The organism is Paenibacillus sp. SZ31 (assembly GCF_012912005.1).
Taxonomy (GTDB): domain Bacteria; phylum Bacillota; class Bacilli; order Paenibacillales; family Paenibacillaceae; genus Paenibacillus.
Genome location: NZ_JABBEA010000006.1, coordinates 193,465 through 208,671, shown reverse-complemented (window position 1 = coordinate 208,671; position 15,207 = coordinate 193,465). Strand labels below are relative to the sequence as shown.

18 protein-coding genes and 1 riboswitch are annotated in these 15,207 nt (G+C 47.6%); of the genes, 13 read left to right on the top strand and 5 right to left on the bottom strand.

Annotated elements, in window-relative coordinates; all coding sequences use genetic code 11:
- Positions 1-209: 209 nt before the first annotated feature.
- Both HF638_RS14680 and HF638_RS14675 read right to left on the bottom strand, forming a co-directional pair.
- Positions 210-1,250: an ABC transporter substrate-binding protein gene (locus HF638_RS14680; protein ID WP_169480861.1), complete on the bottom strand. Its 1,041-nt coding sequence runs from the start codon at positions 1,248-1,250 to the stop codon at positions 210-212.
- A 309-nt stretch (positions 1,251-1,559) separates the two neighbouring features.
- Positions 1,560-1,672, bottom strand: a riboswitch (TPP riboswitch).
- 160 nt (positions 1,673-1,832) lie between these two features.
- Positions 1,833-2,219 carry a VOC family protein gene (locus HF638_RS14675; RefSeq protein WP_169480860.1) on the bottom strand — a complete coding sequence of 129 codons (387 nt, stop codon included), beginning with the start codon at positions 2,217-2,219 and terminating at the stop codon, positions 1,833-1,835.
- Between the two features lie 233 nt (positions 2,220-2,452).
- Here HF638_RS14675 and HF638_RS14670 point away from each other — a divergent pair, with 233 nt between their 5' ends.
- Positions 2,453-2,938 (top strand): DUF2798 domain-containing protein, encoded by a 486-nt coding sequence (locus HF638_RS14670; protein ID WP_169480859.1) that lies wholly within the window; start codon positions 2,453-2,455, stop codon positions 2,936-2,938.
- A 358-nt stretch (positions 2,939-3,296) separates the two neighbouring features.
- Here the strand turns inward: HF638_RS14670 and HF638_RS14665 are convergent, their stop codons facing one another.
- On the bottom strand, positions 3,297-4,532 hold the full coding sequence (locus tag HF638_RS14665) for an MFS transporter (protein WP_169480858.1): 1,236 nt from the start codon (positions 4,530-4,532) through the stop codon (positions 3,297-3,299).
- 388 nt (positions 4,533-4,920) lie between these two features.
- On the opposite strand from HF638_RS14665, the gene serS reads away from it, so the two are divergent.
- Entirely contained in the window at positions 4,921-6,219 is a 1,299-nt protein-coding gene (serS, locus tag HF638_RS14660; protein WP_169480857.1) for a serine--tRNA ligase, read from the top strand.
- 64 nt (positions 6,220-6,283) lie between these two features.
- On the opposite strand, the gene HF638_RS14655 is transcribed toward serS, so the two are convergent.
- Positions 6,284-6,901: a UbiD family decarboxylase gene (locus HF638_RS14655; protein WP_169480856.1), complete on the bottom strand. Its 618-nt coding sequence runs from the start codon at positions 6,899-6,901 to the stop codon at positions 6,284-6,286.
- A 16-nt stretch (positions 6,902-6,917) separates the two neighbouring features.
- Complete coding sequence (locus HF638_RS14650) at positions 6,918-7,121, bottom strand: hypothetical protein (protein WP_076253873.1); 204 nt, start codon at positions 7,119-7,121, stop codon at positions 6,918-6,920.
- A 180-nt stretch (positions 7,122-7,301) separates the two neighbouring features.
- Between HF638_RS14650 and HF638_RS14645 the strand changes: the two genes are divergently transcribed.
- From HF638_RS14645 to HF638_RS14595, 11 genes are all read left to right on the top strand, one after another.
- Positions 7,302-8,408, top strand: coding sequence for an Ig-like domain-containing protein (locus HF638_RS14645; RefSeq protein ID WP_169480855.1), 1,107 nt, complete (start codon positions 7,302-7,304; stop codon positions 8,406-8,408).
- Positions 8,409-8,573: 165 nt separating this feature from the next.
- Complete coding sequence (locus HF638_RS14640; RefSeq protein WP_169480854.1) at positions 8,574-9,125, top strand: GrpB family protein; 552 nt, start codon at positions 8,574-8,576, stop codon at positions 9,123-9,125.
- 4 nt (positions 9,126-9,129) lie between these two features.
- On the top strand, positions 9,130-9,534 hold the full coding sequence (locus HF638_RS14635) for a ribosomal maturation YjgA family protein (RefSeq protein WP_169480853.1): 405 nt from the start codon (positions 9,130-9,132) through the stop codon (positions 9,532-9,534).
- 32 nt (positions 9,535-9,566) lie between these two features.
- Positions 9,567-10,124: a GNAT family N-acetyltransferase gene (locus HF638_RS14630; RefSeq protein ID WP_169480852.1), complete on the top strand. Its 558-nt coding sequence runs from the start codon at positions 9,567-9,569 to the stop codon at positions 10,122-10,124.
- 51 nt (positions 10,125-10,175) lie between these two features.
- A complete protein-coding gene (locus HF638_RS14625; RefSeq protein ID WP_169480851.1) occupies positions 10,176-10,505 on the top strand; it encodes a DUF952 domain-containing protein in 330 nt (109 codons plus the stop codon).
- A gap of 69 nt (positions 10,506-10,574) precedes the next feature.
- Entirely contained in the window at positions 10,575-11,165 is a 591-nt protein-coding gene (locus HF638_RS14620) for a DUF1572 family protein (RefSeq protein ID WP_169480850.1), read from the top strand.
- Positions 11,162-11,755 (top strand): histidine phosphatase family protein, encoded by a 594-nt coding sequence (locus tag HF638_RS14615; protein ID WP_169480849.1) that lies wholly within the window; start codon positions 11,162-11,164, stop codon positions 11,753-11,755. Before HF638_RS14620 ends, HF638_RS14615 begins: the two co-directional genes overlap by 4 nt.
- Positions 11,756-12,589, top strand: a complete 834-nt coding sequence (locus tag HF638_RS14610; protein ID WP_169480848.1) for a DUF2785 domain-containing protein — start codon at positions 11,756-11,758, stop codon at positions 12,587-12,589. It abuts the gene before it with no gap.
- A 39-nt stretch (positions 12,590-12,628) separates the two neighbouring features.
- Complete coding sequence (gene pxpB / locus HF638_RS14605) at positions 12,629-13,345, top strand: 5-oxoprolinase subunit PxpB (RefSeq protein ID WP_169480847.1); 717 nt, start codon at positions 12,629-12,631, stop codon at positions 13,343-13,345.
- Positions 13,342-14,373, top strand: a complete 1,032-nt coding sequence (locus tag HF638_RS14600; RefSeq protein WP_169480846.1) for a 5-oxoprolinase subunit C family protein — start codon at positions 13,342-13,344, stop codon at positions 14,371-14,373. The genes pxpB and HF638_RS14600 overlap by 4 nt, the downstream gene beginning before the upstream one ends.
- On the top strand, positions 14,373-15,146 hold the full coding sequence (locus HF638_RS14595; protein ID WP_169480845.1) for a LamB/YcsF family protein: 774 nt from the start codon (positions 14,373-14,375) through the stop codon (positions 15,144-15,146). The genes HF638_RS14600 and HF638_RS14595 overlap by 1 nt, the downstream gene beginning before the upstream one ends.
- Positions 15,147-15,207: the final 61 nt, after the last annotated feature.

Genomic DNA, 15,207 nt, shown 5'->3' with positions numbered 1-15,207 from the left:
GATTTACACTTATCGCTCCGATTGCAGTACCCTCTTCCGATCACTGTTATCCCCGGATTTCTTTAATGAATTTTAACGGAGGAAATCCGGGCATAGCGTATGCTTCCGATGCAGCTTTCTTTCAGAAAGCTTTTAGGTGAACGCTTCGCTTCTTCAGATGGGTTCTGCACTCTTCGTTCCTGTGTAAAAAAGTTAAACTTAAGCAATCTTTATTGGGGTAAAAACTCGTTCGTATATGCTTTGCTCACATCGATCTGTTCATCCAGCAGTTTTTTGCTAAACATCCAGTCGGTGTAGTTCTGCCACACTTCCTGCTTTTGTTCTCCCCAGCGCGGGGCGTCATCTGTGTACTTGGGACTGAGCCACTTCTGGCTTGCCAGTACCAATTCCTTGTCCAAATCCGGTACAGCTTTGATCAGAATGTTCGCTGCGTCTTCGGGATGATCAATCGCATATTGATACCCTTCGGAAGTGGCTTTCAGGAATGCTTTCACCAGCTCAGGGTCGTTCTGAATCGTCTGTTCGTTTGTCACAAGGACAGGCGTGTAATAATCCAGTGCATCTGAATAATCTTTCACGTATAACATGTCGATCGGTTCCCCGCGCAGTTCGGCTTCAATACCTGTCCAAGCGTAGAAAATCCACGCGAAATCAATGTCCCGTTTTACTGCGGTGAAAAAGTCAGCGTCACCCATGTTAATGTTTTTTACTTTGGATACATCGGCGCCTTCGCCTTCCATAATGGATTGCATCACGGCTTCTTCGACAGGAGAGCCCCAACCGCCATAGGTTTTACCTTCAAAATCTTTCGGCGATTTGATATTCCGATCCGCCGGAGCAGCGAACCCGGATGTATTATGCTGAATAACTGCTGCAATGGAGACGAGTGGGACACCCTGTGTGCGGGCTTGAGTTACACTCTCCTGATAGCTTACACCAAAAGGCACTTCATTCGATGCGACCATCGTATCTGCGCCACCGGCACCTGGTTGAACAATCTCAACATTCAAGCCTGCGGCCTTGTAAAAACCTTGATCCACGGCCGCATACAAGCCGGTATGATTCGTATTCGGTGTCCAGTCGAGCACCACTTTAATATCTTTCAGGGCGGCAGTGTCACCTTCGTTGCTGCTTTCCGTATTGGTGTTGCTGTTCTGTGCTGCCGGGGCAGCTTCTTTGCCGCCACATGCGGCTACCGTCACCAGTAGTACGCATAAGAGCAACAGTCCCATTGTTTTACGCCAATTCATCTTTGATTCTCTCCTTCGGTATGTCCGGCCGATTGGCACGGGGTACTCCTTGGCTTCATATCCAATCATCTTGCATAAATCGACAGATTTATACCAGTTGAGATCTGGATGACGTTATTTTTGAACGTAAGTAAAACGTCCATCGATGTCATTCAAGGAAGCCAGACCGCGTTTAGCGGCAGTTTTTCTTGTCGTATCAGGAAGGTGATGTTTCGAAGCTTACACTTTCTGATAGTAACAAAAAAAGCGCCCCGTATTCCGGGACGCGTGCAGGCGTTAGAGAGGTGGCGTTCAGCCATAGGGCTGTGCCATTTCGATATACTCCGATTCCTACGCTGGCATGATCCAGATCAGGTCTAAGGGTTAGTATCTTGGTGGGATACACTCTCAGCCGGCCAATTCCGACTCCCCTGGGAAACTATGAAGTTACGGGCATTACTAGGTGTTATTATAGGCCAGTGGGTGGAACGTGTCCAGTCAGGAACTGGATAGCGTGCGGTCGAGTGGAGATTGCCATCCATCAAAGTGATTACACCGACAACTATTGAACCGTCCTAATTGTTCACGCTCTAGCTGATGTACTTAACGTTGGAAGAATTCGATCCATTCTTTCTCCGGACCATAGATGAAGAAATAACGGTAACCGTTAGGCAGTGTAATGATTTCTCCATCGATAAATTCGGCTTCGGTGGCTTGGATGCGTTTGTACTCAGAATCAAGGTCATTCACATGGATGGCAAAATGGTGCACAGTTCCTTCGGCAGGAAGCTTGTCGCTGTACCCTTGAATTAACTCAATCTCTGTCTCATTGCTGCCATTGAAGCCGAGAAAGGCAAGCTGAATGACGCCGTTTGTATGCGTTACCCGGTCTTTCAGTTCCAGTCCAACAACCTCCGTATAGAAACGGAGTGTAGTATCCAGATCACGAACGGCAATGCCGACGTGGTCGATGCGCTTTTGAAAACTCATCGAAGTAATCCCCCTTATGATCCGTGAATGTATTCGTCCAATATTTCCCTTACATAATAAGGAGTATGATAGATTTATAAAACCTAGTTGTCAAGTGGGGATTATTGATATATGCACGTGTGAAATTGAGCTGTAGTAACCATCCAATGATTTTGTAGTTCACAGAACGTTCACTTATGTGGGAGTATCCATGATCTCTATAATTGTCAAAGTAAACAGAGAGGATGAGAGAATTGCCAACAAGCAAGAAGGAACAAATTATTTTCGGATTAATGATGTGTACAGGGATGGTCGTGGTCATGATGTTCTTCAATCTATGGCACAGTGGGTTACTCGGTAAGATGTCCCCGCTTGAAATACTGCTTCAATTCATATTATGTTTTGTCATCGCGTTTCTCGTGGAGTCTTTCATTGTAGGACCTGTGGCGAGAAAGATTGCATTCTCCTTGCCCTTTGACAAGTCCAACAAAATTCTTGGTGTGCTCGCCATGTCATTTTTCATGGTGATTGGCATGGTTCTGATCATGTCCTTGTATGGGATGATTTCGGCTTATCTTGCGAATCAGTTAAGTGGGGGTTCCATATTCCATACGTACCTTCATACGATCGCTCGTAACTTCATCCTGGCGCTTCCATATCAGTTAATTATTCTGGGACCACTCGTGCGGTATGTATTCGGTAAATTCATTAGGGAAAAGGCTACTGTCGTCGTGTCTTAAAAATGGAATAAGGCATGTTGGTTTCTAAGGTGTTCAGCAATGTCTTGCAGTGGAGAAAGTATTTCCTGGGCAATCTTGTGCAAATGAATAAATCGTATTATAGCGTTAACGAATCAAGAACGCGTTATTATGCAAAAAAACTGCAACGAGACCTTAAATTTTAGATAACTACCTAACAATAAAGTTTCTAGGATTCGTTAGATTTCAAACATACAGAAATGGAGATGAATAGCGTGTGCCAAGTTCGTTAGAACAGAGTAACGGTACAAAAAAATGTCCACCGTCAAGTCATGACAGTAGACATTTCATTTTTTTAATAGGTAATTCTAATTCTCAGAACTGGATTGATGCATAACTGTTAAATTGCTGGATCGACCACATGTTTGTTCTGCCATTGATATGTGATCACGCTAATGACAAGCAGGCCAACTGCAAAGATGGCAAGCATCCATGCAGACTGATTAACCGCCAGATGATCAAGACTCCATCCCGTCGTCAAAGGCAGAATGGCACCGCCAACTCCGCCTGAGGCAATTAATATGCTGGGTGTGGATTCTTCGGTTCCAGGCAGCAGTTTACTGGCGAAGACAAGGGCAATGGAGAAAATTCCCGACATCGCAAGTCCAAGTAGCAAGATAATGAGAAATGCAGACCAGATTTGGTTTGTGAAAGGGAATACCATTAACAAAAGAACAGACGCGAGACAACTGTACAGGACATACACGCGGTATTGGAATTTCTCTGCGATATATCCGGCGAAGAGCCGTCCCACGGACATGGCAATCCAGAAACAGGTAACACTAAGCGCTGCTCCGGCTTCCTTCATGTTCATTTTCTCAATCAGGATCGCTGGCATGAAGTTCGCAAGACTCATCTCGGTGCCAACGTATAGGAAGAAGAACAGGACGAATAGTATCAGAAGAGTCAGGTTACGTCCGCGATAGGTTGGACTAGATGTACTGTCAGCTGCGGAATGCAGTTCAGTTGGTGCCCCAGCACTGTGCGTGTGTACCGAAGCATGATTTGAACCCCGTCGATCCAGCACCTGATCTAGCTCACCGAATGATCCTTTCGCCCAGAACACAAAAGTCAGCGCCGCGCAGATCGCAACAACGAGAAATGACAGACGCCAGTAGCCGGCAGCAATCAGACCGCTGGCAATGAGCGGCATGACCATTGCCCCGATCCCGAATAACACTTCCAGTCGGCTCATGGCAACGGCTGTATTGTCTTTGATCGCAGCGATGATAATGGTGCCGATGACAGCTTCAACCATTCCAAATCCGAAGCCGGCTGCGGGTGCAATGACGAACATCCAACCCCACGGTGGCAACAGCATGTAGGATAATTCTGCAATACAGAGTAATGCTGTGGCAATTAACAGGCCTCCCCGTTTACCGAAGCGTCTGTTCAGGAATGGAGATAACAATACACCACCCAGGAATCCGGCAAATTGAGCGAAGATCAGCGTCCCGCCCTGGCTATAATCTTTCCCGTAATGTTCAAGTGCAACCGGCAGAATGGAGCCGAGTACAACGTGTGCCAGTCCAATCAGGAAATAGGATAGACACCCGATCCACAGTAATTTTTTCATAACGAACTCCTTCTACATATATACATAAATTGAGAATCACAATAAAGCGTAATCATGGAGACAAAGTCTATCATAACAGGACATGTCAAGTTGTGCCATGAATTCCGGATAGATACAGAAGGTTGCAATTTGGTCTGACGTTCGTATATACTGAGACACAACAATTACAGATCGGACCATGCCGTTGAAGAGCATCCAACTCGGAGGCGTTTTCGTCAGGGGAGCGATATTTCCCCAAGTTAACCGGAACCGCCCGTTATCGCGGACCAAGAGGCTGGAAGCAGGATATCCTGATTCAGCAAGTTGGGTGGCACCGCGAGCAGAGCGCTCCTCGTCCCAAGGGATGAGGGCGCTTTTTGCATTTTTACAGCCAAAGGAGACGGTGACCATGTTAGAAATGAAATGGATTCGGGCACATGCAGAAGAGGTTCAGGCCGCAGCAGACGGGAAAAAAATCAAGATCAACATTCGCACATTGTTAGAGCGGGATGAAGAACGCAGAGCACTTTTGCAGGAATCGGAAGAAGGACGCAGATTGCGCAATACGTTATCCGCGGACATTGGCAGACTCATGCAATCCGGGAATCGGGAACAGGCCGAGGGTTTGCGGGCTCAGGTGAAACAGATCAATGAACAGTTGGAACATGTGGAAGCGAGGCTCGCCCCTGTGCAGGAGGAAGTAACCAAGCTGCAATGGCTGGTACCCAATATCGTATCACCGGATACCCCCGATGGCTCGTCGGACGCAGACAATGTAGAGCTGCGACGTGTGGGAGAGGTGCCAACGTTCGAGTATAACACCAAAGATCACGTGGAACTTGGGGAGTTGCATGATCTGATCGATATTCCCCGTGGAGTTAAGATTGGCGGGACGCGAAGCTATGTATTAAAAGGCGCTGGCCTGTTACTTCATCGGGCTGTACAGCAACTTGCGCTTGATCTGTTACTGAAGCACGGGTTTACACCAATGGAGGTTCCGCTGATGGTCAGAGAGGATGCGCTGGTGAACACCGGATTCTTCCCAACCGGTCGAGATCAGGTCTATGAACTCGAAGGGGAGAACAAGTGGCTGGTGGGAACTTCTGAAGTGCCGCTGGTCTCGTATTATGCGGATGAGATTGTCGATGTTCAAGAGCCTGTGAAGCTGGCCGCGGTATCGACTTGTTTCCGCAGTGAGGTTGGCTCCGGCGGACGTGATGTACGCGGATTGTATCGTGTGCACCAATTTGCCAAAGTTGAGCAGGTCATTCTCTGTGCTCCTGATGCGGAAGAATCGGAGCGCATGCTGCAAGAGATTACGGGACACGCCGAAGAATTGCTGCAATTACTAGAACTGCCGTATCGTGTTGTCGCTGTATGTACCGGAGATATGTCTCAAAAAACGTACAAACAGTATGACATCGAGACCTGGATGCCGAGCCGCGATGCCTATGGAGAAACCCATTCGTCGTCGAATCTGCATGATTTTCAGGCTCGCCGTTCAAACATTCGTTGCCTGGATGCCGAAGGCAAGTTGGCCTATTGTCACACGCTGAATAATACGGCGGTGGCGTCGCCGCGTATCCTGATTCCTTTGCTTGAGAATCATCAGCAGGAGGATGGAAGCATTCGCATTCCGGTAGCCCTGCGGCCATATATGGGCGGGGCCGAGAGCTTGATTTTGCCAGAGCAGGATGAAGTGAAGTAGAGAGGTTAGTTAACGCTTTAGGAAGTGAAGAATCAGCAAAGGAACCCCTTGATCGGGGTTCCTTCTAATTAAACATATGATCTGTTACCCACTGATACTCTTGTTCGAGTCGAGCAGCCAATTTGGGATCTTCCTCGGCTACAACTTTTCTCATGTATGTTAAATCAATCGTATCAAATTGACTGTAAATCAGGTAACGTGCCCACTCCAAGCTTCGGGCATCTGTCCAGTACTCGGAGGCTCTCAATCGATCCAAAATTAGGTCGTCTATTCCAATTACGTAACAGTAGCCTTCAGGTGTTAATAATTTGATAATCTTGTCTTTTGAACCTTCCAGAGTATCAGAAGGTATTTCGATAGGGATGTCCATTTCAGAGACATAATAATGTCTTCCTTCGCGGACGAAACCCAGATGATCAAATAAACTGCGGGCCAAATCATCTCTGATCATGACCAGATCAACATCAGCTGTCTTGTAACTTCCAGAAGTATATAGTTCAACAGCGTGTCCTCCAACAATAATGGCCGGATCTGCATCTAATTCATCAAGAATAGGAGTAATAATACCCATCACATAGAACTCTTTTAAATCACTTTTGGTCACATCAGCTGCAAGTTCCTTCAATTTTCGTTTAGCCCATTTAATTCTTTCCTGCATTTCTGGTGTTTGAATACGTTCCATGGTTCACCTATATTCTTTAACGCAGCTTCCATTCACGCTCGTTAATGATTTCAATTTGTCCAGATTCAAGGGCTTTTTTAAAACGATTGCGGGCTGTTTTCATCAATAGAACCATTTCGTCTTCAGGACGAATCTTGGTGGATGTCGAAGTGACTATAGCTTTCATACGTTTACGGTTATTTTTAGGTGAAACCATATCAAGCAAATTCTTTTCGATCATACATACCCCACCCCCATCTTTTAGGTTTATTAAAACAGTATTACGCGGCCTTCCCATATTATACAATGAAAATCATGAATTGTTCCAAGACTCTCACTCATGTTATTCAACTTTATGCAATTCATATCCGATATAATATAATAGAAGTAAAATATTGGATTATGGGAGATGGAGATAGAGATGAATAGAATCAAACTGGCGCTTCGAGGCACACTTGCTCTAATTATTGCATTAACCGTACTGGTCCCTTCGTTGGCCTTGGCGGCTACAGGTGACGTGACATCGATTGAAATAACCAATAGCAGTCCACAGAAGATGAGTGTATCCGAAACAGCTACGCTTCAGGTGATGGCAACGGTAGAAGGTTTTGATAACAAACAGGATGTTACCGAAGGCGTAACATGGTCTACCAGTAACGCAACAGTTGCCACGATGGTGAAAGGCAAAGTCAAGGCTGTGGCCACGGGCGAAGCAACCATTTATGCAGAGGTAGACGGGGCTAAAGCTCAGTTGGTTGTGCAGGTGCAGGAGAAGATCAAAAGCATCAAAGCTTCACCGAACTCTTACAGTTTCGTTAAAGGCAGTGAAAGCACCCTTCCCAAAGTAAGCATTACCCGTGCAAATGGTAAGGAAGAGGATGTGACGTCTGAGATTGTGTGGTCCGTATCCACTTCTTCGGCTGTGCTGGAAAACGGCAAAATCAAAGGCGTTACACCCGGCAGAGTATTGCTGCAAGGCAAGTACGGAACAACGATTGTGAAAGTCCCTGTTGCTGTGACGGACGAAATTACCAAAGTCGAGGTCACTCCTGCCACAATGCAGCTAAACATTAAGAAGTCCAAGGCGTTGAAGGTTATCGGGACCTACGCGAACGGCAAAACAATTAACCTTTCGAAACAGGTCATATGGACCTCTTCCAATACAAATGTAGCTATTGTGAAAAATGGAGCAGTCAAGACGCTGACAGAAGGACAAGCGACCTTGACAGGAACTTATCAAAATCAGACAATAAAGGCAGAGGTTACCGTTGTGCCTTTGCTTAAAAAGCTGATTACAGGCCAGAAAAAACTGGTCTTGTCTCCGCAGGGAAGTACAACGCTGAGTGTTATGGCTCAGTATGATACAGGCAAAACCACTGTTGTGACTAACAGCGCGGTGTGGGGTAGCACAAAGCCGGGCGTAGCAACAGTAACAAATGGCAAGATCGTAGCTGTAGGCAAAGGTAAAACGTCCATAACGGCCAAGTGGGGCAACAAAAAAGTGACCATACCTGTTACGGTAAAATAAATATTTATATAATGAAGCATTCTGTATCAATCCAAAGATTAATTCAGTACATGACATGGTTAAAATCATCAATATCATCAAGGTAACAGACAACCAAGGGGCGTAGACATACGCTTCTTTTTTGGATATATAGAACTCTGACGAAATCAAGGAGGGAGCTTGTTAATGACAGATCCAATGCAACCGGAAAACTGGCCTACCTGGGCGACGGAGTCGGTAGAGATTGCTCAGGCCAACCCCAATTGGAATGCGCAGGCTCAGGAAGAAATTCGGCAACTCAAACACAGCTTGCAGCAGTTTAATATCCATCAATTCGAACATATCGGAAGCACGTCCATTCCAGGGTTACCCGCCAAACCCATTATTGATCTGATGGCAGAGGTACAGTCATGGGATGACATGGATCTGATTGCAGATCAGCTGAATCCATTGGGCTGGAACTACGTTCCGCCTGAACTCGATGGCCGGGATTATAGGCGATTCTGGGTCAGGGTTAAGGATGGGAAGAGAGCTGTACACCTTCATCTGATGCGTCCGGGAGAGGACCGTTGGGATCGTCAAATTCGGTTTCGGGATGTGCTGAGAAAACGCCCAGATCTGGTGGAAACATATGCCGCCCTTAAGACGAAGCTTGCTGATGAGAATAAAGAAGATAGGGAATCGTATACCGCTGCCAAAACGCAATTTATTTTACAAGTACTTGATGAAGGCGTGTGATGGATTGAAAAGCGTACTCATCAGAGACAGGATGATCTATTTCTTCGCAGTCATGATGACCATGGCGGCAGGACTGGCATCCAGACACTATGGTGAACGATTGCCGGATTGGGTGCATGAACATTTCGGTGATGCATGTTGGGCAGGCATGATTTATTTCGGAGTTCGCATGATATGGCCTCATTGCAGCTTGGTATGGGCGATGTGTTTTAGCTGTATATTCAGCTGGTTGATTGAGTTCTCGCAGTTGATTCAGACGCCTTGGCTGATTGAGTTACGCTCTACCGTATTAGGTGCTCTTATTTTAGGACATGGATTTCTGGTGAGCGATCTGATTCGATATACGGTCGGTATTCTGTGTATGGCTGTAATCGATCGTTATTTCCTGAGAAATAAGATGACTAGATGATGCACTCAGTTTGAGTCATGGAGGTGTTCTGAGTGAATGGAGAGAAACTTTTTGCCGAATCGCCCGAATTCGAAACCCATCGGCTGAAGCTGAGACGCCTTGCGATGGATGATCTTGATGAATATTATGCGTTTGCCTCTGATCCACGAGTGAGTCAGCAAAGCTTGTGGAAATGCCATGAGACGACGGAGGATTCGATTCAATATATTCAGCGGGTACTGGATAATTATGAAAGGAAAATGGTCTATATCTGGGCTTTTATCCTGAAGGAAACAGGGACCTTGATCGGGAGGGGTGGCATTTTTCATCTCAACGAACCCATGCAGAGTGCTGAACTAGGGTACGCGATAGCCAGCAGTCAATGGGGTAAGGGTCTCGCAGCAGAAGCGATGCAACCTATCGTGGATTATTGCTTTCGGGAACTGGACTGCAATCGGTTGGAGGGGAAATGTAATGCAGACAACATAGGCTCTGCACGCGTAATGGAGAAGCTGGGCATGTCGTACGAAGGTTTGCTACGCAAACAGTTGAAGATCAAAGGCGTATTCACGGATCAAAAATTGTACTCCCGTATCCGGGATGATCTATAATACTTCCAATGCCACATAGGGTACATCGCAGAAATTGAAGGAGGCGGAACCATGATCTATAGTATTATTTCCCGTTCGTTGTGGGAGCAAGTGTCAAAGGGGACTGAGTATGCACCAGATAGCCTGGAGACAGACGGATTCATTCATTGTTCCACCAAGGAACAGATTCCATGGGTAGCCGGGCAATACTATGCAGGCCGCACGGATCTGTTATTACTTAGTATTGATGAGAAGTCGTTGAAGCCGGAACTGGTGTATGAGGATCTCTACGAATTAAATGAACTATATCCACATATCTATGGAGAGCTCAATCTGGATGCGGTTCGCAAAGTCATTCCATTTGAACCGAATGCAGACGGTACATTCTCATTTCCTGAATAAAGTAACATGTGACGCTTCTATTTGGACGTGATCTGGGGACATTATACTTTTTCGAAGGGTGGTTAACGGATGGATATGAATCAGGTTTTTCTGGAGACAGCCGAGAAGCAATTCTTGTATTACAAGCAGCTCGGGGAAAAAGCCATGGCACAACTGGAGTCTGAGCAATTGTTTCAATCCTGGAATGAAGACGCGAACAGCATTGCGGTAATCGTAAAACATCTATGGGGCAATATGCTGTCCCGTTGGACGGATGTACTGACGACAGATGGTGAGAAACCGTGGCGTGAACGGGACGCCGAGTTCGTGAATGATATTGCATCCCGGGAAGAGTTGCTCGCCAAATGGGAGGAAGGCTGGAATTGTCTACTCGAATCCATTCGTTCGTTTACCCCGGAACAATTGTCTCATATCATATATATTCGGAATGAAGGTCATACCGTCATGGAGGCAATTATTAGGCAATTGGCGCATTATCCGTATCATGTCGGGCAGATTGTATTTGCCGCGAAAATGCTTAAAGAAACAGCTTGGGACAGTCTCTCCATTCCGAGAAACGGGTCTTCTCAATATAATGGCGGCAAATTTGCCAAGCCGAAGGCACGCAAACATTTTACAGAAGATGAACTTCATATAGAAAAAGGTGAGGAGCAACAATGACTGAAATCGCATTGATTCGCCATGGAAGCACAGCGTGGAATAAGGAAAAACGTTCGCAGGGACAGACGGATAATCCGCTGGATCAGGATGGAAGAGAACAGGCGGTATTGCTTGCTGCGAGACTGGCCGAGGAATCCTGGGATGCCATCTATGCAAGTGACTTGGAGCGTGCAAGTGAGACGGCTCGCATCATTGGTGATCGCTTGGGCATTCAGGAGATTCATCTGGACCCTAGGCTTCGCGAGATGGGCGGGGGACAGGTCGAAGGAACAACGGAAGAGGAACGGTTAGCCAAGTGGGGAGCGGACTGGAGTACTCTGGATCTGGGACGGGAGCTTGCAGATGCAGGGACTGTTCGAGGCAGTGCGGTGCTTGAGGATATTGTACAGCAGCACCCTGATGGAAGAGTGATCGTTGTCAGTCATGGAGCTGTCCTGCGGAATACACTGCGAGGTCTGGTGCCTGAGCTTGATATCAGCGTGAAGCTGTCCAACACATCCATTACCCGGATCGTCAAGAATGAGAATGCGTGGCAATGCGAACTGTACAATTGCAGCGTGCATTTGGATTCGTCAAGGGAGTCTCAATAGATGGATGCTCTGACGTTAAAACAAAAATTACAGCATATTCAGTCGTCTAATCATTCCATTGATCACGATGAACAGCCCTACGAATTGGCACTGCATATGATGAAGCATATTGGTAGTACTGATCCTGTCCTGCGGGATGAATTGATCTATGTTACGTTTGCAACCTGGATTGGACAGGGTGTATTTTCGGAAGATCAGCTAAGGGATGTGTTGCAGTTGGCGCTGGACGATCAGCACCTGTTCTATGGGATCGGAGAGCAGGGAACGGATAGTGTGTTTACGCGAACGTTCTCCGTATTGTTACTGCCTCCCATTCTGAATGTGGATCGTGAGCGGCCTTTCTTGGACAAAGAGGATATCGCAGGGATTCATCATCGGTTGACTACATATCTGGAACGTGAAAAAGATGTTCGCGGCTACGCCGATGATAAGGGCTGGGCGCATGCTCCGGCACACGCGGCGGATGCGGTTGAAGACTTGGCACAATCGCCATATCTGGAGCGAACGGATCTGCTGGAACTTCTGCATGCACTCGCTGTAAAAATAACGGAATCAAGTGTAGTTTACATCCATGATGAAGATCAGCGAATAGCGCATGCTGTAATTACCATTCTTCGTCGCAATCTGTTGGAGCCAAAGGATATTACGGCGTGGATCGATTCTCTTCATCAAGGAGACCAGGCGATGAACAGATCACTTCTGGAAACCAGTCATAGGAATCTGAATGTGCGTCTGTTTTTACAGACACTGTATCTTGTGATGCGTACAGAAGAAGATGAGCCGTTTCCGGCGGCTCGTTCACTGGTATTGCAGGCATTGGAGAGAGATAAATAACGATACGCTAAACTTTGTGGACAAAGGTGGAGATGGCGCATGACCAAACAGACGTATGCATGGACGGAAGAGATCCTATCTCCGCTGGGTGAGGCAGCGGTTATCATCCAGTGCGGGGATCAATTGTCTGACGCTGTGCAGCGCAGAGTGATGTCTGTCTGTGCTTTGCTGGAAAGAAGCACTTTGCCAGCCATGATCGAATGGGTGCCTTCTTACACGTCGGTTACGCTGTTCTATGATCCGTTCATCTCCTCGTACCCCGAGTTATGCCTGATTCTGCTTCAGCAGTTGAATCAAATGAAGGAATCCGTACAAAACAAGCCCAGAACGGTCACGATTCCCGTATGTTACGGTGGTGAGTGGGGCCCTGATCTGGACTATGTTGCCAGTGAACATGGACTGACCGCAGAGGAAGTTATTGCGATTCATACATCTGTGGACTATCTTGTGCACATGATTGGATTCGCACCGGGTTTTCCTTATCTCGGCGGGTTATCCGAACGGATTGCTACGCCCAGAAGAGCGACGCCGAGGCTCCGGGTTGAGGCGGGCACAGTAGGTATCGGTGGCAAACAGACGGGAATCTATCCGGTGGACACACCCGGAGGATGGCAATGTATTGGACGAACGCCACTCCGGTTGTTTCGGCCGGAAGAGAACGTACCGAGTTTGCTGGCAGCAGGTGATCGGGTTCGATTCAAACAGATTACGATGCAGGACTATCTGGCGTTGAAGCGGAAGGAGGGCGAACGATGAGTATTGAAGTGATTCGCCCTGGTCTGTTATCTACCGTTCAGGATGAAGGCAGAACCGGCTATCGCCGGTATGGTATTCATCCTGGCGGGGTCATGGACACCTTTGCAGCCAGAGCAGCCAATATGCTTGTGGGCAACTCCCGACATGCGGTAGTACTGGAGATGACGATGACGGGGCCAGAGCTTCGATTTCAGGAGAGCCAGCTAGTCTCATTATGTGGAGCCGATCTGACGGCAACCGTGGATCATATGCCTGTACCTTTGTGGCGTCCTGTGCTGGTGCGGGCAGGAAGTGTACTGAAGTTTGGCCCATGTCGTCATGGCTTGCGTGTTTATCTGGCGATTGCGGGCGGAATAGCTGTGCCTGAAGTGATGGGCAGTCGAAGTACGGATCTCAAGACAGGTCTTGGCGGTGTGGAGGGGCGAGCCTTGCGCGTGGGGGATCTGTTATCTACAGGTGAAAATTCTGGTGAAGCGCAAGGTTGGATGCAGCGTATGGAGCGAAAAGTTGAGGAGAGTGCGCTGGACCACCGAATGTTGGCGCCTGCGTGGTTCTTGTCTGAGCGGGAAAGACCTGACTATTATGGGAGATCTGTTATTCGTGTGATGGAGAGCAAGGACAGTTTGCTGTTCAGCCAAGAAAGTCTGGTGCAGTTCTACGTGGAAAAATACGTGATTTCTCCGCAATCGGATCGGATGGGTTATCGATTGCAAGGTTCAAGATTGGAGCTGGAACAGCCGCTGGATCGGCTGTCTGATGCCGTTACCTATGGCACGGTGCAAGTGCCTCCGGATGGGCAACCCATCATCTTGATGGCAGACCATCAGACGATTGGAGGTTACCCTGTGATTGCACAGGTAGCCCGGGTGGATATGCCAATTTTGGCTCAGGCTAAGCCAGGAACTCGAATTGCTTTTGAACAGATTACGCATGATCAAGCCGGACAGTTGTATATGAAACAGGAACGCAACATGCAGCTCATCGATAAACTGATACGCAGGAGAATGGCAGGAATGGGGGGCGCTTAATGAATACCTCGAAAACCTTGGATATCAATTGTGATCTGGGCGAAAGTTATGGTATATATCGCACGCTATCCGATGAAGCCATTCTGCCCTTAATTACGTCAGCCAATATAGCCTGCGGGTTTCATGCAGGGGACCCCGCTACGATGCGGATGACGGTGGAGATGGCATTGGAGCATCAGGTTGCGATTGGAGCCCATCCCGGGTTGCCGGATTTACAGGGGTTTGGCAGAAGACGTATGGACATTACGCCACGGGAAGCATATGACATGGTTGTGTATCAGATCGGAGCGCTGAATGCCTTTGTCCGGGCAAGCGGAGGGCATCTGCATCACGTGAAACCACATGGTGCCTTATACAATATGGCCGTAGAAGATGCGAAGCTTGCTGAAGCGATTGCAGAGGCGATCTATCAAGTACAGCCTGAACTGTATTTGTATGGTCTGGCGGGTAGTGAGCTGATTCACGCTGCGGATCGCATCGGTCTGCGTAGTGTGAGCGAGGTATTTGCGGATCGAACCTATGGGGAGGATGGGAGGCTAACCCCTCGCAGCCAAGCCGGAGCCATCATTGAAGAGTCGGGACAAGCGATTGCGCAAGTGCTCCAGATGGTGAAAGACGGCGTGGTTGTATCCATGGATGGTACGCTAGTTCCCATTAAGGCAGAGACGGTCTGTATCCACGGTGACGGAGCGAACGCTCTCGCATTTGCTCAAGAAATTCGTCGTGTGCTGGAATCGGAAGACATTAAATTATCCGCTCATACAGCTGGATGATATGCCTGTTCAGCAGAACAACAGTTTATACATTGTTTTGTTAAATTGAACTTTGAAATTT